Origin of the sequence: Streptomyces daghestanicus (assembly GCF_020521275.1) — a bacterium.
Taxonomy (GTDB): domain Bacteria; phylum Actinomycetota; class Actinomycetes; order Streptomycetales; family Streptomycetaceae; genus Streptomyces; species Streptomyces griseoviridis.
Genome location: NZ_BNDX01000002.1, coordinates 584,076 through 606,826 on the forward strand (window position 1 = coordinate 584,076; position 22,751 = coordinate 606,826).

Consider the following 22,751-nt stretch of genomic DNA (forward strand, 5'->3'; position numbering starts at 1 on the left):
GTCGCGCAGCACTCTAGCCGGGACCCTCCCGGCCGCATCCCTGGGCGTGGCACGGCCGAAGTGCTGGCAGCGGGGAGCGCGCGCGGCCATAGTTGGCGCAACCGCGCAACCGCGCAACCGCGCAACCGCGCAACCGCGCAACCGTTGCACTGCTTCGCCTCCCCACCGCCCGACCACCCTGCACGGACCCGCCCCGACTCGGACACTTGGGGGTCTTCCGCCCATGACCAGATCGCCCCGGCACGACACCGGACAGCCGTCCCGCAGAACCCTGCTGGCCGCCGCGGTCGCCACCGCCGCGCTCACCACCGGCGCGGCCCCGGCCGCCGCCGGCCCCCGGGCCGACCCGGACGTCGCGCCCGCCGACCCCGACCGCACCGCCGCCCGCCGCGTCGACAACCGGGCCTGGACGACGTACCGGGACTGGCGTGAGGGGACCGCGCGGGGCACCCGTGCCGTCGCGGGGCACCGCCCCGGCGTCGTGCTCGCCGCCCCCGCCGGCACCCTGGCGTACACCGATCCGCACACCGGCCGGACCGCCGACTGGGAGTACGCGGCCTGGACCTCCCCGGTCCACCGGCTCACCGTGCCCGCCACCGAGGCGATCGTCTCCTGGAACGCCGGCACCCCGGACGGCACCTGGATCCAGACGGAGCTGAAGGGCACCTACTCCGACGGCACCGACACGCCCTGGTACGTGATGGGCCGCTGGGCCGCCGGCGACCAGGACATCCGGCGCACCTCGGTGGACGGCCAGGGCGACGGCAAGAGCAGCGTCTGGACGGACACCCTCGCCGTCGACGACGCCTCCTCGGGCCTGCGGCTGGTCTCCTACCGGCTCCGGGTCACCCTGTTCCGCCGCCCCGGCACCCGGCTCACCCCGACCGTGTGGCGGCTCGGCGCGATGGGCTCGGACGTCCCCGACCGCTTCACCGTCCCGGCCTCCACGCCCCGCCTCACCCGCGAACTGGACGTCCCGCGCTACTCGCAGGAGATCCACAAGGGCCAGTACCCCGAGTACGACAACGGCGGCGAGGCCTGGTGCAGCCCCACCTCCTCCCAGATGATCGTCGAGTACTGGGGCGGCCGCCTCACCCCGGAGCAGCTCGCCTGGGTCGACCCGTCGTACGCCGACCCGCAGATCTGCCACGCGGCCCGCCACACCTTCGACCACCAGTACGACGGCTGCGGCAACTGGCCGTTCAACGCCGCCTACGCGGCCACCTTCGACGGCCTCCAGGGCCTGGTCACCCGGCTCGGCTCGCTCACCGACCTGGAGACGCTGATCGCGGCGGGCATCCCGGCCATAACGTCGCAGTCGTTCCTCGCCGAGGAGCTGACCGGCGCCGGGTACGGCACCTCGGGGCATCTGATGACGGTGATCGGCTTCACCGGCGACGGCGACGTGATCGCCAACGACCCGGCCTCCGACAGCAACGAGGCCGTGCGCCGCGTCTACCGGCGCCGCGAGTGGGAGAACGTCTGGCTCCGCACCAAGCGGTACAACGCCTCCGGCAAGGTCGTCTCCGGCACCGGCGGCGTCTGCTACCTGTTCTTCCCGGCCGACCCGACCCCGCGCCAGCGGGCCGCGCTCGCCGCAGCCGGCGTGCGCTGAGCCGCCTCGGGACGGCGGCCCCCGGTGATCACCGGGGGCCGCCGCCTGTGACCGACCTCTCTGTCGCGCCGGCCCTATTCGGTGGCAAGGTGGACGGATCGACGGGGAGTCGACGGGGGAACCACCCGGTAGTCCGAGATCTGCGAGAAGCCATGACCGCACACACCGCCACCGCCGCCCGTGCCCGCACCGGAGGCCCGCAGGACGACGGCCCCGCGCTCCTGGAGCACCTCATGGGCTGGACCCTCGTCGTGGTCGTCGCGATGCTCGTGGTCCAGCTCGGCCTGCTCTGACCCCGCACCCGGGCGACCCGCCCGGCATGTGACCTGCCCGACGGTCCGAGCTGCCATACAGCGGATGTCCCGTCGCCGTCGCAGACCAGGGTCGCCCGTGAACACGAGCCGGCAGAGCGCCGGAAACGCCCCCGCTGCCCCGCGAGCGGAACCCGCCCCATCCCGCCCCCGCGGCACCGGGCGCTCCCTGACCCGCCGCGGCGAACTCCTCGCCATCGGCCGGACCCTGTTCTCGGACACCTTCTGCGACGCGCTGCCGATGGACGACATCGCCCGCCAGGCCGGCGCCGCCAAAGGGCTGATCTCCTACTCCTTCCACTCCAAGCGCGGCTGCTGCCTGGCGATCGTCCAGGACTCGGTCGCCGGCCTGGTCGCCTCCGCGGTGAGCGGTCTCGGCCTCCCGCCCGCGGGCCGGGTGCACCGCACCGTCGACGGCTGTCTGCGCTACGCCGAGCGCAACCAGGCCGCGTACCGCACCATCGTCACCGGCGGCGTCGGCTTCGACGCCGAGGCGCACGCCATCCGGGACCAGGTCCGCGAGGTGATCGTCACCACCCTCGCCGAGGGCGTCTACGGGCGGGCCGACGTCTCGACGCCGGCCCGCACGGCCCTGCTCCCCTGGGTGTGCGGGGTGGAGGGCGCCACCCGGGACTGGATCGGACGGCCCGGACTGACCCGCGCGGCCCGGTGCGACCCGCTGGTCAAGACCCTCGGCGGCACCCTGCGCGCCGTCGCCGTACTGGACCCGGCCCACCCGGCACCCGCACCGGCCCGCCGCGACGCCTGACCGCACGCGGGCGACCCCGCTCGCGGACTCCGGACGGTGCCCCCAGCATTTCTTCAAGTGAGCGGTCGTTAACTGGTGACGGACCGCCGCCGATCGGGCATACTCACCGCACAGCCGCTGGTCAGGCAGCTTCCGAGACCCGGGAGCACCGCTGCGGACCACGGCCGGCCGACCCGGCGAGCCGCCCACCCACGGCGCCTGCCCGCCGGAGCGCCCCGACAGGGAGGAGAGCGTCGCCATGCACGACCGCGCCCCGCAGCCGGTGGACCGTCACCTGCCCACGGACGAGGCCCGGGACCTGATCTCACTCGTCCGCGACATCGCCCAGCGCGAGATCGTCCCGAAGGCGGCCGAGGAAGAGGACGCCGGACGCTTCCCGCGCGAGATCTTCGCCCTGCTCTCCGCCTCCGGCCTGCTCGGCCTGCCCTACGAGGCCGAACACGGCGGCGGTGACCAGCCCTACGAGGTCTACCTCCAGGTCCTCGAAGAACTCGCCGCCGCCCGGCTCACCGTCGGCCTCGGCGTCAGCGTGCACACCCTCGCCTCCTACGCGCTCGCCGCCCACGGCGCCAAGGAGCAGCGGGTCGAGCACCTCCCCGCGATGCTCGGCGGCGGCCTGCTGGGCGCCTACTGTCTCTCCGAGCCGTCCTCCGGCTCGGACGCCGCCTCCCTGCGGACCAGAGCCGTACGGGACGGCGACGACTGGGTGATCACCGGCACCAAGGCGTGGATCACGCACGGCGGCGTCGCCGACTTCTACACGGTCATGGCGCGCACCGGCCAGGAGGGGCCGCGCGGCATCACCGCCTTCCTGGTGCCCGGGGACGCCGAGGGACTGACCGCGGCGGCGCCCGAGAAGAAGATGGGCCTCAAGGGATCACCGACCGCACAGGTCCACTTCGACGGCGTGCGGGTGCCGGACGCGCGGCGCATCGGCGAGCCGGGGCAGGGCTTCCCGATCGCGCTGTCCGCGCTCGACTCGGGACGGCTCGGGATCGCCGCCTGCGCGATCGGCGTGGCCCAGGCGGCGCTCGACGAGGCCGCGCGCTACGCCACCGAGCGACGGCAGTTCGGCAGGCCGATCGCCGACTTCCAGGGGCTGCGCTTCATGCTCGCCGACATGGCGACCCAGATCGAGGCGGGCCGCGCCCTCTACCTGGCGGCGGCCCGGCTGCGGGACGCGGGCCGGCCGTTCGCCCGGCAGGCGGCCATGGCCAAGCTGCACTGCACGGACACCGCGATGCGGGTGACCGTCGACGCCGTGCAGATCCTCGGCGGCTACGGCTACACCGCGGACTTCCCGGCCGAGCGCTACCTGCGCGAGGCCAAGGTCCTGCAGATCGTCGAGGGCACCAATCAGATCCAGCGGATGGTCATCGCCCGCCATCTCGTGGGGGCCGAGGAGCGCTGAGGCCGCCGAGGCCCGGCGGGGGCGCCGCGAGTTCGGCCCACTCGGGGTCGTGGCGCCCCGGCAGGGTCCGGCCGCGGTCGGCCCAGGCCCGCATCAGCTCGCGGTAGATCGGCGGGTCCGGGGGCTGCGGCGGGGGCGGGAAGACGCCTGCGGGCACCGGGACGAACACGCGCCGTCGACGGCCGGTGGCCGTGAACGTGGGGGTCATACCCGGGCAACGCGCGCCACCCCGGACAGGTCACCGGCGCACGCGCTCGCGCATGAGTTCACCGGGTGCCCGGCGCGCGCCGTCGATGACGCCGCGCGCCGGGCACCCGCGCCGTGGGCGGCCGGTCAGGCGGCGGCCCGGCCCCGCATCATCGGCACCCGCATCGGGCGTGAACCCGGGCCGCCGACGTGCGAGAAGGGCTGCATCCGCCAGTCCAGGCCCTGGGGGAGCGTCAGCAGCAGCGCCGTGTCCTGCTCCTGAGGCCGGAAGGACGCGTCCGCGGGGCGCGCGTCGGCCGCCCGGCGGCCGGTGCCGGAGCAGACCGTGAGCCCGAACGGGTTCCACGGAGAGGCACACAGCGCGTGCTCCGGGAGGACCTCCTCGTCCGCCAGCAGGGCGATGGGCTGCGCGCAGTCCGGGCAGATCACCCGGTACATCTCGAAGGTGTCGTAGGCGTCGAGTTCGTCCTCGTCGTAGGCGTCGGGTTCGACACCCTCCGGCGTGGGCTCGACGACCGGCTGCTGCCGCCTGGGCGTGGTGCGACCAGGGCGCTGAAGACTCTGCATGGGATTCTCCCCCTCGGGCTGGGCCGTGAAGGCACTGCGGCCTCGACCACAGCAAGCACTTCCCGTGCGCTCCGGGCGGTAATCACGAGAACATCACGGAGAATGGCCGGGACGTGTGGCGTTCGTCACAGGCGCTGGATCACGAACCGGGTATGACCTGGGCTGCTCGGGTATCGGAGGAGATCGAACGCCCTGTAGGTTCTTGCGCCATGGAGGAGCTGGACCGACAGATCGTGCAGCTGCTCGTCAAGGACGGGCGGATGAGCTACACCGACCTGGGCAAGGCCACGGGCCTGTCCACGTCGGCCGTGCACCAGCGCGTGCGCCGGCTGGAGCAGCGCGGGGTCATCCGCGGATACGCCGCCGTGGTCGACCCGGAGGCCGTCGGGCTGCCGATGACCGCCTTCATCTCGGTGAAGCCCTTCGACCCCAGCGCCCCCGACGACATCGCGGACCGCCTCTCCGGCGTCCCCGAGATCGAGGCGTGCCACAGCGTGGCCGGCGACGAGAACTACATCCTCAAGGTGCGCGTCGCCACCCCGCACGAACTGGAGGAGCTGCTCGCCCGCCTGCGCTCCCTCGCCGGGGTCTCGACCCGTACGACGGTCGTGCTCTCCACCCCGTACGAGGCCCGGCCGCCGCGCATCTGACGGACCGGTGTCGGAGCGGCTCCCGTGAGGGGCGAGACTGGTGCCCATGAGTGAGTCCAGTGCCCCGTCCGAGACCGTCCTGCTGCGCCGCGGCGAGGTCCACAGTCCCGCCGACCCCTTCGCCACGGCCATGGTCGTCGAGCGCGGCCAGATCGCCTGGGTCGGCTCCGAGGGGGCCGCCGACGCCTTCGCGGACGGGGTGGACGAGGTCGTCGACCTGGACGGTGCCCTGGTCACCCCGGCGTTCACCGACGCACATGTGCACACGACCAGCACGGGGCTGGCCCTCACCGGCCTCGACCTGTCCGGCGCGCCCTCCCTGCCGGCGGCCCTCGCCCGGGTACGGGAGTTCGCCGCCGCCCGTCCCGCCGACCGCGTGCTGCTGGGCCACGGCTGGGACTCCGCCGCCTGGCCGGAGGGCCGCCCGCCGACCCGCGCCGAACTGGACGAGGCCACCGGCGGCCGTCCCCTCTACCTGAGCCGCATCGACGTCCACTCGGCCGTCGTCACCACCGCCCTGCTCGACCTCGCCCCGGCCGCCGCCGGCCACGCCGACGCGCCGCTGACCGGCGACGCCCATCACGCCGTACGCGCCACCGCGCTCGGCGCCGTCACCCCGGCCCAGCGGACCGCCGCCCAGCGCGCCGCGCTCGCGCACGCCGCCTCGCTCGGCATCGGCACCGTTCACGAATGCGCAGGCCCGGAGATCTCCTCCGAGGACGACCTGACCGGGCTGCTGCGGCTGGCGGCCGAGGAGCCCGGCCCCCGGGTGGTCGGCTACTGGGCCGAGCAGGATGCCGACAGAGCCCGGGAGCTGGGTGCGGCCGGTGCCGCGGGCGACCTCTTCGTGGACGGCTCCCTCGGCTCCCACACCGCCTGCCTGAACCACCCCTACGCCGACGCGGACCACGCCGGCCTCGCCCACCTCGACGCGGACGCGGTCGCCTCGCACGTCGTGGCCTGCACCGAGGCCGGACTCCAGGCGGGCTTCCACGCCATCGGCGACGCCGCCCTGACCACGGTCGTCGAGGGCGTCCGCGCCGCCGCCGAGAAGCTCGGCCTCGCCCGCGTCCGCGCCGCCCGCCACCGCGTCGAGCACGCCGAGATGCTCACCCCCGAGACCATCGCCGCCTTCGCCGAACTCGGCCTGACCGCCTCCGTGCAGCCCGCCTTCGACGCCCTGTGGGGCGGGCAGGACGGCATGTACGCCCGCCGCCTCGGCGCCGACCGGGCCCGCACCCTGAACCCGTTCGCCGCCCTGCTGCGGGCGGGCGTCCCGCTCGCCTTCGGCTCCGACAGCCCCGTCACCCCGCTCGACCCCTGGGGCACCGTCCGTGCCGCCGCCTTCCACCGCACACCGGAGCACCGGGTCTCCGTGCGCGCCGCGTTCACCGCGCACACCCGTGGCGGCTGGCGGGCCGTCGGCCGGGACGACGCGGGCGTCCTGGTCCCCGGCGCGCCCGCCGACTACGCCGTGTGGCGCACCGGCGCACTGGTGGTCCAGGCTCCCGACGACCGGGTCGCCCGCTGGTCCACCGACCCGCGCTCCGGCACCCCTGGCCTGCCCGATCTCACTCCGGGCCGCGAACTGCCGCGCTGCCTGCGCACCGTCGTCGGCGGCCGGACGGTCTTCGTGCGGCCGGGCGAGTGATCTCCACGTCCGACGGGGCGACGATCTTTCCCCCGTCCCTGTGTCGCACCGCCGCGCCCGCCTCGCCGCTGACCAGGGCATTGACCGGATCACCGCAGGTGGAACGGCTGTTGACAGGCGACGGAGCCGGGCCGGTAGGTTCGGCGGAGTCCACCACCGGACGCCCGACCGGGGAACTACCGCGCACACGCCGCGGCGCCGCTGGGTCAGGGACGGAGCGCCGCACCGGCGCACCGTCACTGAGAGCCAGGCTCAGCGCTCGCGCCGCGACGAGGGAATGTCCGGCCGGTCGGGAGGTGCGACCCGGGTGGGGCCCGGACGCTCAGTAGACAACGGCTCTAGGTCGATCCGCAGCCAGCGGGTCCCGGGTCGGCCCGAAGGGCACCGGGCCCCCATCCGCAGCCCGGCCCCGCGCGTCCCGCCCCAAAAGACCCATTGCTACCCCGCTCTTGTGGAAACGACACCACCATACGAACGTCCTGTCACGTCATCGCAGGCCCCGGCCACTATGGTGGTGCCCTGCGTACGGACATGAAGGGGCAGCAGTGAACGACGGCGACGGGACGCGAGCGGCAGCGGGCCAGGAGAGACGGTTCGGTCCTCTCGGCACGCCCCTGGTGATCATCCCGACCTACAACGAGTCGGAGAACATCCAGGCGATCGTCGCGCGCGTGCGCGAGGCGGTCCCCGAGGCGCACGTCCTGGTCGCCGACGACAACAGCCCCGACGGCACCGGTGCGCTCGCCGACGGACTCGCCGCCGGCGACGACCACGTCCACGTCCTGCACCGCAAGGGCAAGGAGGGGCTCGGCGCCGCCTACCTCGCCGGTTTCCGCTGGGGCCTGGAGCGCGACTTCGGCGTACTGGTCGAGATGGACGCCGACGGGTCCCACCAGCCCGAGGAACTGTCCCGGCTGCTGACCGCGCTGAAGAGCGCCGACCTGGTCCTCGGCTCGCGCTGGGTGCCGGGCGGCCGGGTGGTGAACTGGCCCAAGTCCCGCGAGGTCATCTCCCGCGGCGGCAGCCTCTACTCGCGCCTCGCGCTGGACCTGCCGCTGCGCGACATCACCGGCGGCTACCGCGCCTTCCGGCGGGAGACCCTGGAGGGCCTGGGCCTGGCGGAGGTGGCCTCGCAGGGCTACTGCTTCCAGGTCGACCTGGCCCGTCGCGCGGTCAAGGCCGGCTACCACGTCGTCGAGGTGCCGATCACCTTCGTCGAGCGCGAGCTGGGCGACTCCAAGATGAGCAAGGACATCCTCGTCGAGGCGCTGTGGCGGGTCACCGCCTGGGGCGTCGGGGAGCGGGTCGGCAAGATCATGGACCGGGACAAGCAGGACCGGGACAAGCAGGACCGGGACAAGCGGGACCGGGACAAGCGGGACCGCGCCCCGCAGCGGTCGCCCGAGACCCGCTGATCCGGCCCCTTATCCCGCGCTGAGCCCGGTCCAGGCACACTGGACGTATGACGACGACCGGCGCTCACACTCCCAGCCAGCCCGCCCGGACCCGCCGCTCCCGGCCGCGCACCTTGCTGCCGCTGGGCGTGGCCGCCTGGCTGGTGCTGGAGGTCTGGCTGCTGACGCTGGTCGCCGGGGCGTCGAACGGCCTGGTGGTCTTCCTGGTCCTGCTGGCCGGCATCGCCCTCGGCTCGGTGATCATCAAGCGGGCGGGCCGCCGCGCCTTCCGCAGCCTCCAGGAGACCCTGCGGCAGCAGCAGGGCGGCACGCCGCCCGCGGCCCGGCCGAACAGCGAGGGCAACGGCCTGATGATGCTGGGCGGCCTGCTGGTGATGATCCCCGGCCTGCTCTCCGACGCGGCCGGCCTGCTTCTGCTGCTGCCCCCGGTCCAGAAGGCCGTCAGCCGGTACGCGGAGCGCACCTTCGAGCGCCGTCTGCGCGCGGCCGGCCCCGGCACCCTGGGCGACGCCTTCCGCCAGGCCCGCATGCACCGCCCCGACGGCAAGGTCGTCCCCGGCGAGGTCGTAAGGCACGACGACCCCACCGACCAGCCCCAGCGCCCACCCCTGACGCGCTGACCTGACCTGACGTCCCGGCGCCGGTCCGGTCCGCTCAGCCCGTCCGCCGTCTGAGGACGAGGCCGTCCAGGCCGGCAGGGGACCTGGAGACGCAGCCCCCGACACCCACCCGCACGACAAAGACCGCGGGCGCCGTACGTTTCGACGTACGGCGCCCGCGGTCACTCACATGCGCTGAATCCCGCTCAGCCCCCGCAGGGACTACGCACTCTTGCGGCTGTCCCGCGGATGCACCGCGATGTTCATCGCGCCGGAGCGCAGAACGGCCAGCCGCTCCTCGAGGACCTCTTCGAGCTCCTCGCGCGTGCGTCGTTCCATCAGCATGTCCCAGTGCGTACGCGCGGGCTTGGCCTTCTTCTCCTCAGGGCCGTCACCGTCCACCAGGAGTGCCTGGGCCCCGCAGACCTTGCACTCCCACTCGGGCGGGATCTCCGCCTCGACCGAGAAGGGCATCTCGAAGCGGTGCCCCTTCTCGCATGCGTACTCCACGGCCTGGCGCGGGGCCAGGTCGATGCCGCGGTCCGTCTCGTAGCTGGTCACCACGAGGCGCGTGCCGCGAAGAGCTCGCTCACTCATGAATCGTGCCTCCCGGGCTTGTCGCCCACAGGACAGGTGTCGCTGTCGTCGTCATCCGGTCAACGTCCGGTCGGCGGTAAAGATTCCCGTCCCGAGTCCCGTTCCGGGGCCATGTGTCGCCGTCGTAGCCGCAGCCTTTGTCAACCAGTGCAGTACCCACAGGCGTCCGGTATGTCACATCCACTAGGAGATGTCACCCCGTGCTTCGGCACCTTTGACGCGCAGTAACGGTACGCCTGGCAGGCCAAAGGCGTACACTACCGCCCTTTCGCGCCAAGTGCTAAATCCTCCCGGGCACGGGATTGCCCGCGTCGCCGATCGCACGCCGTACCGGTACCCGCAGGAGCAGGGCGAACCCGAGGACGAAGAACGCCACCAGGGAGATGATCGCGTCCCGGTAGCTCCCGGTCAGCTGGTAGGTGACCCCGAACAGCAGCGGCCCCAGCCAGCTCATGCCGCGGTCGCTCAACTCGTAGGCGGCGAAGTACTCGGCCTCCTTGCCCGGCGGGACCAGGTGGGAGAAGAGGGAGCGGGAGAGGGCCTGGCTGCCGCCGAGGACCAGGCCGATCCCGGCGGCCAGGACGAAGAACCAGGCGGGCGCCCCGGCGGGCAGGAAATAACCGGCCGCCAGGGTGAACGTCCAGGCGACCAGCGAGCCGAGGATCGTCCGCTTGGCGCCGTACCTCCGGGCCAGCCGGCCCAGCAGCAGCGCGCCCGCCACCGCCAGTACCTGCACCAGCAGCACGGCGACGATCAGCGTGGACTGGCCGAGGCCCAGTTCCTCGGAGCCGTAGACCGACGCCTGGGAGATCACCGTCTGGATGCCGTCGTTGTAGACGAGGTAGGCGAGGAGGAAGGCCAGGGTCAGCGGGTGGCGGCGCATGCCGCGCACCGTGGCCGCGAGCTGCTTCAAGCCCGGCAGGGCCGCCTCCCGCGCGGGGGTGCGGCGGTCCCGCAGCCGGCGCAGCGGGATCAGCGCGAAGGCACCCCACCACAGGCCCGCCGAGGCCAGGCAGACCCGGACCGCCGCGCTCTCGGTCAGCCCGAAGGAGTCGTGCGCGGTGTACAGCACCAGGTTGACGACGAGGACCAGCGCCCCGGCCGCGTAGCCGAAGGCCCAGCCGCGCGAGGAGACCGCGTCGCGTTCCCCGGGCGGGGCGATCTGCGGCAGATAGGAGTTGTAGAGCATCATCGCGACCGACTGCGCGGCGTTGGCGATCACCAGGAGCGCGCCGCCGAGCAGGTAGCGGTCGCCGGCCAGGAAGAACATGCCGGCCGTCGCCGCGGCCCCGGTGTACGCCGCCGCGCCCAGCAGCGGCTTCTTGCGGCCGGTGCGGTCGGCCGCGGCGCCCACCAGGGGCATCACCAGCACCGCCACGATCACCGACAGGGACACCGAGTACGCGAAGAACGACCCGGCCCGCACGGGTATGCCGAGCGGGTGGACGTAGCCGTCCGCGTCGGCCGCGGCCTCGGCGACCGAGGTGAGGTAGGGGCCGAGGAAGACGGTGAGCACGCTCGTCGAGTAGACGGAGCAGGCCCAGTCGTAGAAGTACCAGCCGCGCTGTTCGCGCCGGCGGCCGGCCCGGTCGTCGGCCGGCTCCGTCCGCACGGTGTCGGTGCCCACCCGTGCCCTCGCTTCCCCCAGGTGCGGTCCCGGCCGCCGCGCGGGTCCTCAGACCCAGACGCCGCGGTCCTCCATGACCTCGCGCAGTGTGTCGATGTGGTCGGTCATGATGCCATCCACGCCGAGATCCAGGAGGCGGTGCATGCGGGCGGGGTCGTTCACCGTCCAGACGTGCACCTGGAGCCCGCGCGCGTGGGCGGCGCGGACGAAGCGGCGGTCCGCCACCGGGATGCCCGACTGGGCCTCCGGCACCTGCGCGGCCACCGCCGTGCGGCGCGGCGCGGCCGGCGCGCCCCAGGAGCGCAGCCGCAGCCCGAGCACGCCCCGGGTGCCGTAGGAGGTGGCGAGGCGCGGGCCGGCCAGGCGCTGGGCGCGGGCCACGCGGGCCTCGGAGAACGAGCCGAGGCAGATCCGGTCCCAGGCGTTCGCATGCCCCACGAGGTTCAGGAAGGGCAGCAGGGCCTCCTCGGCCTTGACGTCCACGTTCCAGCGGACCTCGGGGAAGGTCTCCAGCAGTTCCTCGAAGAGGGGGAGCGGTTCGCTGCCCGCCACCCGCGCGCGGCTCACCTCCTTCCAGGGCAGGGCGGCGATCCGGCCCGACCCGTCCGTCACCCGGTCCAGCGTCGCGTCGTGGAAGGCGACGAGCTTGCCGTCCCGGGTGGCGTGCACGTCGGTCTCGATGTACCGGTACCCCGCCTCGACCGCCCGCCGGAACTGGCGGAGCGTGTTCTCCAGGCCGTCCGCCGTGCCGCCCCGGTGGGCGAACGGGATCGGGCCGGGATGGTCGAGGTAGGGATGGCGTATCGCGGTGGTCACCGACGCAGTATGGCCGCCCGGGGTTGCCCGCCGGCAACCACCGTGCTGCCCCCGGATGCCGCGGGGACGGCGAACACCCGCAGGAAGAGCTGGGCGAGCGGGCCGATGGTCACCGCGTACAGCAGGGTGCCGACCCCGACCGTGCCGCCGAGGGCGAAACCGGTCGCCACCACCGTGACCTCCACCGCGGTGCGCACCAGCCGCACCGACGCCCCCGTGCGCCGGTTCAGGCCCGTCATCAGGCCGTCGCGCGGGCCGGGGCCGAACCGCGTCGCGATGTACAGGCCGGTCGCCGCGCCGTTCAGCACGATCCCGGCGACCAGGAACGCGCCGCGCGCCGCCCAGCCGTGCGCGTCCGGCACCCCCGCCAGCGTGGCGTCCATCGCGGCCCCGATCACCAGGACGTTGGAGACGGTGCCCAGGCCGGGGCGCTGCCGCAGGGGTATCCAGAGCAGCAGGACGAAGGCGCCGACGACGGTGAGGACCACACCCATGGAGACCCCCGTGCGCTCCGCGAGGCCCTGGTGCAGGACGTTCCACGGTTCGAGGCCGAGGCCCGAGCGGACCAGCAGCGCGGAGCTGGCCCCGTAGAGCAGCAGACCGCCGTAGAGCTGGGTGAGGCGGCGGGGGAGACGCTTCGACGCCGGTACGGGTGCGGTCGGACCTGTGGACATGAAATGCCCCCCTCTGGTGAATGTGGCTTGACCCATGACACCCTGTGGCCTGGGAGTGCACGTCATCCAGGGCCAATCGCCGGAAGGTGGACTGAATAACATGGCGCAGTGGACTTCGGCCGTGGGGGCCGCACAGCTCGCCCGGCTGCTCGGCTCGCAGGCGGACCGCCCGGCCGGGCCGGGCACCCGCCGCCCGCCCGCCTACCGGGCGCTCGCCGACGGGGTCCGCCTGCTGGTGCTCGAAGGGCGCGTCCCGGTCGCCGCCCGGCTGCCCGCCGAGCGGGAACTGGCCCTCGCCCTGTCCGTCAGCCGCACCACCGTCGCCGCCGCCTACGAGGCCCTGCGCGCCGAGGGCTTCCTGGAGTCCCGGCGCGGCGCGGGGAGCTGGACGGCCGTCCCGGCCGGGAACCCGGTGCCGGCCCGCGGCCTGGAGCCGCTGCCGCCCGAGGCGCTCGGCTCGATGATCGACCTGGGCTGCGCCGCCCTGCCCGCCCCCGAGCCGTGGCTGACCCGCGCCGTCCAGGGTGCCCTGGAGGAGCTGCCGCCCTACGCGCACACCCACGGCGACTACCCGGCCGGGCTGCCCGCGCTGCGCGCCACGATCGCCGACCGCTACACCGCGCGCGGCATCCCGACCATGCCCGAGCAGATCATGGTGACCACCGGTGCCATGGGTGCGATCGACGCCATCTGTCACCTCTTCGGCGGCCGGGGCGAGCGCATCGCCGTCGAGTCGCCGTCGTACGCCAACATCCTCCAGCTGATGCGGGAGGCGGGGGCGCGGCTGGTGCCGGTGGCCATGGCCGGCGGACTGCGCGGCTGGGACCTGGACCGCTGGCGCCAGGTGCTGCGGGAGGCCGCGCCCCGCCTCGCCTACGTCGTCGCCGACTTCCACAACCCGACCGGCGCGCTCGCCGACGAGGACCAGCGGCGGCGGCTGGTCGACGCGGCCCGGTCGGCGGGGACGGTGCTGGTGGCCGACGAGACGATGAGCGAACTCCGGCTCGACCGGGACGTGGAGATGCCGCGTCCGGTGTGCGCCTTCGACCCTGCGGGGTCGACCGTCGTCACCGTCGGCTCGGCCAGCAAGGCGTTCTGGGCCGGGATGCGGATCGGCTGGGTGCGGGCGGCCCCCGATGTGATCCGCGGTCTCGTCGCCGCCCGCGCCTACGCCGACCTCGGCACCCCGGTCCTGGAGCAGCTCGCGGTGAACTGGCTGTTCGGCACCGGCGGCTGGGAGCGGGCCGTCGAGCTGCGCCGCGCCCAGGCCAGGGAGAACCGGGACGCGCTGGTGACGGCGGTGCGGCGGGAGCTGCCCGACTGGGAGTTCGACGTGCCGAAGGGCGGGCTCACCCTCTGGGTGCGCACCGGCGGTCTGTCGGGGTCCCGGCTCGCCGAGGCGGGGGAGCGGGTGGGGGTCCGGGTGCCGTCCGGGCCCCGGTTCGGCGTCGACGGGGCCTTCGAGGGGTATGCGCGGCTGCCGTTCACGGTCGGCGGCGCGGTGGCCGACGAGGCGGCGCTACGGCTGGCCGCGGCGGCCCGGCTGGTGGAGAAGGGCGGCGCGGGCGGCGGCGCGGAGGCGCCCCGGACCTTCGTGGCGTGAGAGCCGGGAGGTCCGGGGCGCGCGGCCGTGACGACTACGGCTTGCCGAGCGTGGGGACCGGATTCTTCTCCCGCGCCCGTTCCGCCTCTTCGCGCGCCGCTTCTTCCGCGTCGGGCGGGGCGAGGGTCGGAACGGTCTTCGGCGCGACCGGCGCGACCGGCGCGACCGGTTCCGTCTCGGGTCCGGGCATGGGCGTGCCGTCCGTGGCCGGACCGCCGGCGGCCGTCGCGGGCGGCGCCTCGGAGGCGTCCGGGAGGTCCGGCGCGTCCGGCACGCGCTCCCCGTCGGCCGGTGTGGTGCGCGGCGGCAGCAGGGCGAGGACCGCCTGCCGGTGGGCGTCGCTGGTGGCGTCGTCGTACGGGTCCGGGGTGGCCGGCACCTGGAGGCGGTGCACCGGGCCCGTGCCCAGCCGGGCGTAGCCGCGGCCCGGCGGGACCTGGTCGACCGGCGTGGTCTGCGGGGGAGCGCCGAGCGCCGCCGTCAGCTCGTCCGGACCGGCCGCGCCGAGCACCACCCGCGCGCGCGTGTGCTGCCGTACGGCGTCGCTGAGGGTGCCGAGGGCGTCCAGCTGGTCGGCCACGACCACCGTCACGTGCGCCGCCCGGCCGTGCCGGAGCGGGATCTGGAGCAGGGACTGCGGGTCCTCGCGGCCCTCCGCGCCCGAGAGGTGGGCGAAGGCGCTCGGCCGGTCCACCAGGAGCCACAGCGGGCGCCGGGTGTCCTCGGGCGTCGGCTCGCCCTCCTGCCGGGCCCGGTTGGCGGCGATCAGCCGCCGCTCGGTCTCCTGCGCCGCCCACTCCAGACCGGTCAGCACACCGGTCAGGCCGCACTCGACGGCCAGGACGCCGTCCCGCCCGGTCAGGCAGGCGTACTCGCCGGTGCCGCCGCCGTCGACGATGAGCAGGTCGCCGCCGTGGTGCAGGGCCTGGAGGGCGATCGAGCGCAGCAGCGTCGAGGTGCCGGTGCCCGGCCGGCCGAGGACCAGCAGGTGCGGCTCGGTGGAGCGCACGCCGGTGCGCCAGACGACCGGCGGCACGTCGCGCCGCTCCTCGCCGTGGGTGAGCGGGAGCGTGCGCTGGACGTGGCCGGGGTCGGTGAAGCCGAGGACCGTCTCGCCGGGCGCGGTGACGAAGCGCTGGGCGGCGATGTCCGTGGGCAGCGGTTCCAGCACGGTGAGGGTGAGGTGGTTGGCCTCCTCGTCCCAGGTGAAGCGGTACTCGCGGCCGCGGCCCGCCTTCGCGGTGAGCAGGTGCTCGATCCGGGCGCGGGCGGCGGCCTCCCCGTCGGTGAAGTACGCCGGGTAGTGCACCACCAGGTGCGAGAAGCGTCCGCCGTCGTCGAACTCGTGGGCCGGGAACGCCTTCTCCCACGAGCCGCCGTGGGTGTAGAGCGGGTCGGGGTCCTCGGCGAGCGAGAAGTACGGGACCAGCGCCTCGTAGAGCGAGGACAGCCGCTTGGCCTGGGTGTCGTCGGGCCCCTCGGGCGCGGGCGGGGTGCGGTCGCGGCCCTGCCAGGCCGCCGCCGCCATCAGCGCGACGGCGGCGAGCAGCGGCCCGTACGGCATCAGCGCCACGACCAGGACGACCGAGGCCACCAGGAAGAGCAGCGCGCCGCGCCGGTCCCTGGGGGTCTCGGTCCACCTGCGGCGCGCGGCCGAGGCGAGCCGGCCGAGGCCGCGGCCGATCGTGAGGAGCGGCTGGAGGACGTCGGTGGCGCCGTCGGCCGCCGTCCGGGCCAGCTCCCGGCTCCGGGCGAGCTGCGCGCCGCCGTTGCTCAGAATGCGGGGGAGGGGGCGCCGGGCCACTGCTGCCTCCTGGAGGTGCGTACGGGGGAGTGGGGCGGTCAGAACTTCAGGCCGCCGAGGAGGCCGGCGAGGCTCTCGCCGCCCGCCTTGATGCTGGGGGCGACCGCGGTGCTCGCCAGGTAGAAACCGAACAGCATGGCCACCACCATGTGCGACGCCTTCAGGCCGTCCTTGCGGAAGAAGATGAAGAGGACGACGCCGAGCAGCACCACGCCTGAGATCGAGAGGATCATGTGAGTTCTCCTGGTTCGCGGGGACAGTCACCATGAGTACTTCCAGGATCACAGCATGGATCTATACGATTAAAGGTGCAACTGGGTGAAAAGGTGGCGATTTGCCCCGCCTGGCGGAGTGCGCCTCGACCCGGCCGACCCGGCCTGCCGCGTCCCGCGCGGACCCGGTGATCTCCGCCTCGGGCACGCCGGGTCATGTGCCGTACGAGCCAGTACCCTGGCGATTCACTCGTACGGCCGCCCGCTCGCGGCCGTACGCCCCCGATTCCCCGACGCGGCCCACGTCCGTAGGCGCGTCCGTAGTGAGGAGAGGCGGTCCGGCCGATGACCGATGCCCCCGACCCCGAGGTCGTCGAACTGGCGACCAAGATCTTCGATCTGGCCCGGCAGGGCCGGACCGAACCGCTCGTGGCCTACATCGACGCGGGCGTCCCGGTCAACCTCACCAATGACCGCGGCGACTCCCTGGTGATGCTCGCCGCCTACCACGGCCACGCCGGCACGGTGCGCGCCCTGCTGGAGCGCGGTGCCGAGGCCGACCGGGTCAACGACCGGGGCCAGACCCCGCTCGCCGGCGCCGTCTTCAAGGGCGAGACCGATGTCGTCAAGGCCCTCCTGGAGCGCGGTGCCGACCCCGCGGCGGGCACCCCCTCGGCCGTCGACACGGCCCGGATGTTCGACCGCAAGGAAGTGCTGGCCCTCTTCGGCGAGGGGTGACGCGACCCGCGCGGAGCCCCGCGGGTGAGGCAGGACAGGGAAAACGGGGGAGGCGGAACGGGGCCGCCGATATTTCGGTCGCGGCGGGACGAAGCGCCGGGTCATCATGACGACGTGGTTCACGGACGTGACGGCAGGGCAGCAGTTGCCGCACCGCGCGGCCCGTGACCCGGTCCGCAAGGGCCACCGACGAGAGGCAGAGGAAAATGGTCTTCGGCAAGCAAGAGACGGCGGGCGCTCCGACGTGTTGTCGCGCGGCCAGGTAAACGCGTGTTCACCCGGTTGCGTCGACGCTTGATGTGAGGCTGTTTCCCATGTTCGATCCGGTCATAGCGCCCAGCGGCACGCTGCTCGGCCTGCTCCAGCGGGGTCGCGGCGACGGCACGCTGCACGCGCTCACCGCGCCGCGCGCCGAGGCGCTCGCCGCCCTGCACGCCTGTGTGCTGCGGGACCCGCGCCACGACTGGCAGGCGGAGAACCGCTCCCTCTACTACGCCCGCCTCTTCCTCGACCTCGACGGCGAGCTGGATGCCGTCGAGGCCCACCTCTTCGACGCCGAGGACGTCCTCGACACCGAGGAGTCGCGGACCGGGCTCGCCCTGGCGTTCCTCGGTCACCTCGCCTCCTACGGCCGGCGCGACGCGCTCGACCTGCTGCGCCGCTACGCGGCCCGGGGGACCAACTGGGCCTGGGCCCTGGACGAACTGGCGCTGCGGGACGACGACGCCGGGCTGCGCGCCCTCGCCGAGCCCGTCCTCGCGCGCTTCCCCGCCGGCCCGCAGGGCGAGGCCGAACTGGCCGCCGCCGTGCGGGACGCCTTCGAGCCCCGGCCCTGGCGGCTGTGGGCCGAGGACGCCCGGGAGGCGGTCGCCACGCGCGTACGCGCCGCCCAGGAGGCCGGCTGCTTCGACCGCTGGCAGCGGCAGCTGCGGCCCACCGGGCCCCGGCCGGGCTGGAGCGTGGCCGCCGTCCTCGACTGGGCCGAACAGGGGCTGGAGCGCGGTGCCGCCCTCCATGTGCCGGCCGCCCGGTGTCTCACCGCGGTGGCCGGCCCCGAGGACCGGGCCGAGATCGTCGAGGCCGCCCGGTCCGGTACCGAGGGGGCCCGCTGCACCGCCCTGCGCTATCTCGCCGACGGTGACGACCCCGGCGCGCTCGACCTGATCGAGCGGGCCGTGGCCACCGGGACGGCCGGGGTGGTCGAGGCCGCGGTCGCCGCGTTCGAGCGGATGCGCTCGCCGGGCGCCGTGGACCGGGCCCGCGGCTGGGCCCGCCGCCCCGACGCGCTGGGCGCCGCCGCCGGACGCCTGCTGGCCTGCCGCGGCACGGCGGCCGACAGCGACCTGGTCCTGGCCGCGCTGCGCGAGGCGGTACGGGGAGAGGGGCCGGACGCGCCGACGCTGTGGACCCTCGTCGACGGCGCCGGACGGCTCGGCATCGCCTGCGCGGCCCCCGTCCTGCGGCACGTGTACCGGGAGACCGCCTCCTCCCAGCTCCGCGGCCGGGCCGCCCGCGCGCTGGCGGCGACCGACCCGTCGTTCGCGGCGGGCTTCGCCATCGAGTGCCTGTGGGATTGCGAGGAGACCACCCGCGAACTCGCCGCCCGGCACGCCGAGACCGGCGACAACCGCGTCGTCGAACGGCTCCGCAGGCTCGCCGCCGACCCCGCCGAGGAGGCCGAGGTCCAGACGGCGGTACGCAGCCGGATCGGACCGGACGCGTCGGCGGCGTGAGGGGCGTGTGCGGCCGGGTCCGCGCGGCGTGAGCGGCGCGTGGGTCGGTTCGCGCGATGGGGAGGGGCGTGCGGAGCCGGGCTCGCGCCGACGCGAGAGGCGCGTGGGTTGTGCAGCGGCGTGGCGTGAGGGGCGCGTGGGGGGTGGAGCCGCGCGGCGTGCGAGGCGCGTGGCGCGCGGGGGCGGACGTACGCGAAGGCGGTCGCGCGCTCCGCGTGCGAACGCGGGATGACCCGGGGGCCGACGGGTGTGGACACGGCCCGACCTGCGCGGGTGCGCAGCGCAACGCTCACGGGCCGTTCCTCGGCCGGACAGATCCACTTTGACGCGGCCACGTCCGGTACAGCGACAACACCCGCATGCGTGTCGTCATCGTGACCGAGTCCTTTCCCCCCGATGTGAACGGCGTGGCCCACTGCGCGCTCCAGACCGCCCGGCACCTCGTCGACAGCGGTCACGCTCCCCTCGTCGTCGCCCTCGCACCGGCGCCCGGCACCCGGCCCGAGGCCGACGCCCCCTGCCCGGTCGTCCACGTCCCCTCCCTCCCGCTCCCGGGCTACCCCCAGGTCCGCGTCGCCCTCCCCGGCCGGCGCCTCGCCGCGGCCGTCACCGCGCACCGCGCCGACGTCGTCCACCTGGCCGGCCCCCTCGTCCTCGGCGTCCGCGGCATGGCCGCCGCCGCCCGCCTCGGCGTCCCCGCCGTCGCCGTCCACCAGACCGACCTCGCCGGATACGCCCGTACGTACATGGGGGCCAGCGAGGCGGCCGCCTGGCGGCGCGTCCGCTCCGTGCACTGCGCCGCCGACCTCACCCTCGCCCCCTCCAGCGCCGCCCTGCGCGACCTGAGGGCGCACGGCGTGCCCCGGGTCGCGCTGTGGCCGCGCGGCGTGGACACCGCCCGCTTCCGGCCGGAGCTGCGCGACGAGGCGCTGCGCCGCGAACTCGCCCCGGACGGCGAGCTGATCGTCGGCTACGTCGGCCGGCTCGCCCCCGAGAAGCAGGTCGAGCTGCTGGCCGGCGTCTGCGCCCTGGACGGCGTGCGCGTCGTGGTCGACACCACCGTCGGACCGCGCAGCCGCCCGGCGGGGCGGCACGGCCTGCCGGTGACGTACATCGGCACGTTGCGGCCCTGCTCGACGTGGCGGATCGGGACGCCGGCCCGGGAGAGCGCCCACTCGAAGGTGAAGCTGCACCCGATGAGGAAGGTGACCAGGTCGTCGCGCCAGTGGGCGCGCACGTCCGTCGGCTCCTCCACCAGCTCCCCGTCCCGCCACACCCGGTAGCGCGGCAGGTCGGTGCGCAGGTCGGCCCCGTCGGCCAGCACGGTCGTCCAGGCTCCCGCGTCCGTCACGTCCAGCACCGGGCAGGGCTTCGGGTTGCGTGTGCAGAAGAGCAGCATCTCGTAGGCCCAGTCCGCGGGCACGGAGATCAGGTTGACCTGGGTGTGGCCGGCCGCGACCCCGGCCGTGGGACCCGTGAGGCCCTCCCGGAAGCGGCTCCGGGCCGTCGCCGGCCGCCACGCGCGCGCGTCCTCGTCGACGAGGACGACCGCGCGGTCCCCGGTGTCCTGGTGCGTGCCGCTCATACCAGCTCCCTCCCTCGCGTCTCGGGCAGTCCGAGCAGCGCGAGCGCCGCGACGCCGTAACCGATCGCGCCGAAGACCAGCGCGCCTCCCACGCCCCAGCTGTCGGCGAGGAAGCCGACCGTTGTGGGGAAGACGGCGCCCACGGCCCGTCCGGTGTTGTACGTGAAGCCCTGCCCGGTGCCGCGCACCGCGGTCGGGTACAGCTCGGCCAGGTAGGAGCCGAAGCCGCTGAAGATGGCTGACATGCAGAACCCCAGCGGGAAACCGAGCACCAGGAGCAGCGTGCCGGCGCCGCCCGGGATGTTCGCGTACGCCAGGACACAGACCGCCGACAGCAGGGCGAACAGCCAGATGTTGCGCCGGCGCCCGAGCCGGTCGGTCAGATGACCGCCGGTCAGGTACCCGGTGAAGGCGCCCGAGATGAGGAACGTCAGATAGCCGCCGGTACCGACCACCGACAGACCGCGCTCGTCCTTCAGGTACGTCGGCACCCAGGTGGCCAGCGTGTAATAGCCGCCCTGGACGCCGGTGGACAGCAGACCGGCGAAGAGCGTGGTCCGCAGCAGGCCGGGCGTGCCGACCGACCCCCGCGCGAAGATCGCCCGGAACGACCCCTTGACGGGATTCCGCTCCCGCGCGGCACTCGCCTCGGGCGCGTCGTGCACGCTCCGCCGCACCCAGACGACGAGCAGCGCGGGCAGCGCCCCGGTCCAGAACATGATCCGCCAGGCCAGCCCCTCGTCGGCCAGCGAGAACACCACCGTGTACACGACCGCGGCCAGCGCCCAGCCCACGGCCCACGCGCTCTGGACCGCGCCCAGGGCGCGGCCCCGGTGCCGGGCGCTCGCGTACTCGGCCACCAGGATCGCCCCGACCGCCCACTCGCCGCCGAAACCGAGGCCCTGGAGGGCCCGGAAGACCAGCAGCGTCTCGTAGTTCGGCGCGAAGCCGCAGGCCACGGTGAACACGGCGTACGTGATCACCGTCAGCAGCAGCGCCTTGACCCGCCCGATCCGGTCGGCCAGTACGCCCGCGAGGGCGCCGCCGACCGCCGAGACCACCAGGGTGACGGTCGTGAACAGCCCGGTCTGGCCGCTGTCCAGGCCGAAGTACGCGGCCAGCGCGACCATGCTCAACGGCAGCGTGAAGTAGTCGTAGGAGTCGAGGGCGTAGCCGCCGAACGCGCCGGTGAAGGCGCGGCGGCCTTGCGGGCCGAGGGCGCGCAGCCAGCCCAGGGCGCCCTCGCCGGCGGGGTGTCCGGCGGTGTCCGGGCGCGGGGCGGCGGGGCGGGCCTGCCGCGGAGGGGAGGGCGGAGTCGTGCTCATGGGCACCTCGCAGAAGGAGGACGGAGAGTGCTTGCGGTATGAGCCAGTCCCGACACCGTAGGGGATCGTTCAACGATCCCTCAATACCCCTGTTGTTTCGTTCTTGTGTCTGAGGTTGAATTCCGGGCATGGCAGAGCAGCTGGCACAACTCGCCGACGACCGCGCCCTCCTGGGCCGCACCAGTACCGCCGAGCGGGTCTCCGACATCCTCCGGAGCCGCATCGCCGACGGGTTCTTCCCGCCCGGCACCCGGTTGTCCGAGGACAGCATCGGCGGTGCGCTCGGCATCTCCCGGAACACGCTGCGCGAGGCGTTCCGGCTGCTCACGCATGAACGGCTGCTGGTGCACGAGCTGAACCGGGGCGTCTTCGTCCGGGTGCTGACCGTCGACGACGTCGAGGACATCTACCGCACCCGCGCCCTCGTGGAGTGCGCGGTCGTCCGCGGCCTCGGCGAGCCGCCGTACGACCTCGCGGGCGTCGCCCGGGCCGTGGACGAGGCCCGGCGGGCGGCGCGGGAGGGCGACTGGAAGCGGGTGGGCACGGCCAACATCCACTTTCACCGGGAACTGGTCGCCCTGGCCGGCAGTGAGCGCACCGACGAGGTGATGCGCAGCGTCTTCGCCGAACTGCGGCTCGCCTTCCACGTCGTCGACGACCCGCACCGCCTGCACGAGCCGTACATCGCCCGCAACCAGGAGGTCCTCGACCTCCTGGCGGCCGGCGACCGGGAGGGCGCCGAACGGCTCCTCGCCGGCTACCTCGCGGACTCGCTGGAGCGGGTGCTGGAGGTCTACCGGCGGCGGGTCGGCGAGGACGGCTGACCCTGCCGTGACGACGCC

The 22,751-nt window shown here is 74.4% G+C and carries 21 protein-coding genes and 2 pseudogenes; 13 read left to right on the top strand and 10 right to left on the bottom strand.

Translation table 11 applies throughout. The annotated features are described in order from the left end of the window. The first annotated feature begins 223 nt into the window (after window positions 1-223). The 4 genes from Sdagh_RS02840 to Sdagh_RS02855 all read left to right on the top strand — a co-directional run bounded on the left by Sdagh_RS02840 (window position 224) and on the right by Sdagh_RS02855 (window position 4,106). On the top strand, window positions 224-1,615 hold the full coding sequence (locus tag Sdagh_RS02840; RefSeq protein ID WP_190077537.1) for a C39 family peptidase: 1,392 nt from the start codon (window positions 224-226) through the stop codon (window positions 1,613-1,615). A gap of 152 nt (window positions 1,616-1,767) precedes the next feature. Beyond that, window positions 1,768-1,908 (top strand): SCO1431 family membrane protein, encoded by a 141-nt coding sequence (locus tag Sdagh_RS02845; RefSeq protein ID WP_189419062.1) that lies wholly within the window; start codon window positions 1,768-1,770, stop codon window positions 1,906-1,908. A 97-nt stretch (window positions 1,909-2,005) separates the two neighbouring features. Beyond that, a complete protein-coding gene (locus Sdagh_RS02850) occupies window positions 2,006-2,695 on the top strand; it encodes a TetR/AcrR family transcriptional regulator (RefSeq protein ID WP_226534458.1) in 690 nt (229 codons plus the stop codon). A gap of 238 nt (window positions 2,696-2,933) precedes the next feature. Next, window positions 2,934-4,106 (top strand): acyl-CoA dehydrogenase family protein, encoded by a 1,173-nt coding sequence (locus Sdagh_RS02855; protein ID WP_190077535.1) that lies wholly within the window; start codon window positions 2,934-2,936, stop codon window positions 4,104-4,106. Here the strand turns inward: Sdagh_RS02855 and Sdagh_RS36825 are convergent. Next, window positions 4,069-4,314, bottom strand: a complete 246-nt coding sequence (locus Sdagh_RS36825; protein WP_370594870.1) for a hypothetical protein — start codon at window positions 4,312-4,314, stop codon at window positions 4,069-4,071. The genes Sdagh_RS02855 and Sdagh_RS36825 overlap by 38 nt on opposite strands. A 125-nt stretch (window positions 4,315-4,439) precedes the next feature. Next, window positions 4,440-4,880, bottom strand: a complete 441-nt coding sequence (locus tag Sdagh_RS02860; protein ID WP_189419066.1) for a hypothetical protein — start codon at window positions 4,878-4,880, stop codon at window positions 4,440-4,442. 209 nt (window positions 4,881-5,089) lie between these two features. On the opposite strand from Sdagh_RS02860, the gene Sdagh_RS02865 reads away from it, so the two are divergent. From Sdagh_RS02865 to fxsA, 4 genes are all read left to right on the top strand, one after another. Beyond that, window positions 5,090-5,530: an Lrp/AsnC family transcriptional regulator gene (locus Sdagh_RS02865; RefSeq protein WP_189419067.1), complete on the top strand. Its 441-nt coding sequence runs from the start codon at window positions 5,090-5,092 to the stop codon at window positions 5,528-5,530. 46 nt (window positions 5,531-5,576) lie between these two features. Then, on the top strand, window positions 5,577-7,181 hold the full coding sequence (locus Sdagh_RS02870; protein ID WP_189419068.1) for an amidohydrolase: 1,605 nt from the start codon (window positions 5,577-5,579) through the stop codon (window positions 7,179-7,181). 545 nt (window positions 7,182-7,726) lie between these two features. After that, a complete protein-coding gene (locus Sdagh_RS02875; protein WP_226534460.1) occupies window positions 7,727-8,596 on the top strand; it encodes a polyprenol monophosphomannose synthase in 870 nt (289 codons plus the stop codon). Between the two features lie 47 nt (window positions 8,597-8,643). Further along, the gene (fxsA, locus tag Sdagh_RS02880; protein WP_189419069.1) at window positions 8,644-9,216 is read left to right on the top strand and encodes an FxsA family membrane protein; all 573 of its coding nucleotides are present in this window, start codon (window positions 8,644-8,646) and stop codon (window positions 9,214-9,216) included. Window positions 9,217-9,417: 201 nt separating this feature from the next. On the opposite strand, the gene Sdagh_RS02885 is transcribed toward fxsA, so the two are convergent. From Sdagh_RS02885 to yczE, 4 genes are all read right to left on the bottom strand, one after another. Beyond that, the gene (locus Sdagh_RS02885) at window positions 9,418-9,792 is read right to left on the bottom strand and encodes an RNA polymerase-binding protein RbpA (protein WP_003977404.1); all 375 of its coding nucleotides are present in this window, start codon (window positions 9,790-9,792) and stop codon (window positions 9,418-9,420) included. Between the two features lie 280 nt (window positions 9,793-10,072). Further along, window positions 10,073-11,419 (bottom strand): MFS transporter, encoded by a 1,347-nt coding sequence (locus Sdagh_RS02890; RefSeq protein ID WP_190077534.1) that lies wholly within the window; start codon window positions 11,417-11,419, stop codon window positions 10,073-10,075. Window positions 11,420-11,467: 48 nt separating this feature from the next. After that, on the bottom strand, window positions 11,468-12,235 hold the full coding sequence (locus Sdagh_RS02895) for a glycerophosphodiester phosphodiesterase family protein (protein WP_189419071.1): 768 nt from the start codon (window positions 12,233-12,235) through the stop codon (window positions 11,468-11,470). Beyond that, on the bottom strand, window positions 12,232-12,909 hold the full coding sequence (gene yczE, locus Sdagh_RS02900; protein WP_226534468.1) for a membrane protein YczE: 678 nt from the start codon (window positions 12,907-12,909) through the stop codon (window positions 12,232-12,234). Before yczE ends, Sdagh_RS02895 begins: the two co-directional genes overlap by 4 nt. 100 nt (window positions 12,910-13,009) lie before the next feature. On the opposite strand from yczE, the gene Sdagh_RS02905 reads away from it, so the two are divergent. Beyond that, entirely contained in the window at window positions 13,010-14,512 is a 1,503-nt protein-coding gene (locus Sdagh_RS02905) for an SCO1417 family PLP biosynthesis transcription factor (RefSeq protein ID WP_189419075.1), read from the top strand. Window positions 14,513-14,546: 34 nt separating this feature from the next. Here the strand turns inward: Sdagh_RS02905 and Sdagh_RS02910 are convergent, their stop codons facing one another. Further along, entirely contained in the window at window positions 14,547-16,316 is a 1,770-nt protein-coding gene (locus Sdagh_RS02910; RefSeq protein ID WP_190077532.1) for a P-loop NTPase family protein, read from the bottom strand. 38 nt (window positions 16,317-16,354) lie between these two features. After that, the gene (locus Sdagh_RS02915) at window positions 16,355-16,549 is read right to left on the bottom strand and encodes a hypothetical protein (RefSeq protein ID WP_189419080.1); all 195 of its coding nucleotides are present in this window, start codon (window positions 16,547-16,549) and stop codon (window positions 16,355-16,357) included. 324 nt (window positions 16,550-16,873) lie between these two features. On the opposite strand from Sdagh_RS02915, the gene Sdagh_RS02920 reads away from it, so the two are divergent. From Sdagh_RS02920 to Sdagh_RS02930, 3 genes and pseudogenes are all read left to right on the top strand, one after another. Then, window positions 16,874-17,266, top strand: coding sequence for an ankyrin repeat domain-containing protein (locus tag Sdagh_RS02920; protein ID WP_189419082.1), 393 nt, complete (start codon window positions 16,874-16,876; stop codon window positions 17,264-17,266). Window positions 17,267-17,580: 314 nt separating this feature from the next. Further along, on the top strand, window positions 17,581-18,999 hold the full coding sequence (locus Sdagh_RS02925; RefSeq protein ID WP_190009891.1) for a HEAT repeat domain-containing protein: 1,419 nt from the start codon (window positions 17,581-17,583) through the stop codon (window positions 18,997-18,999). A 359-nt stretch (window positions 19,000-19,358) separates the two neighbouring features. Beyond that, window positions 19,359-20,102 (top strand): annotated as a pseudogene (locus Sdagh_RS02930) (glycosyltransferase); the annotation flags it as partial. Here Sdagh_RS02930 and Sdagh_RS02935 read toward each other — a convergent pair. Together Sdagh_RS02935 and Sdagh_RS02940 are read right to left on the bottom strand one after the other, a co-directional pair. Beyond that, a pseudogene (locus Sdagh_RS02935) lies at window positions 20,000-20,584 on the bottom strand (D-glutamate cyclase family protein); the annotation flags it as partial. The pseudogenes Sdagh_RS02930 and Sdagh_RS02935 sit on opposite strands and share 103 nt — an antisense overlap. Then, on the bottom strand, window positions 20,581-21,909 hold the full coding sequence (locus Sdagh_RS02940) for an MFS transporter (RefSeq protein WP_190077531.1): 1,329 nt from the start codon (window positions 21,907-21,909) through the stop codon (window positions 20,581-20,583). The pseudogene Sdagh_RS02935 and the gene Sdagh_RS02940, both read right to left, overlap by 4 nt. A gap of 128 nt (window positions 21,910-22,037) precedes the next feature. On the opposite strand from Sdagh_RS02940, the gene Sdagh_RS02945 reads away from it, so the two are divergent. Beyond that, window positions 22,038-22,733 (top strand): GntR family transcriptional regulator, encoded by a 696-nt coding sequence (locus Sdagh_RS02945; RefSeq protein WP_189419095.1) that lies wholly within the window; start codon window positions 22,038-22,040, stop codon window positions 22,731-22,733. The last annotated feature ends 18 nt before the right edge of the window (window positions 22,734-22,751 follow it).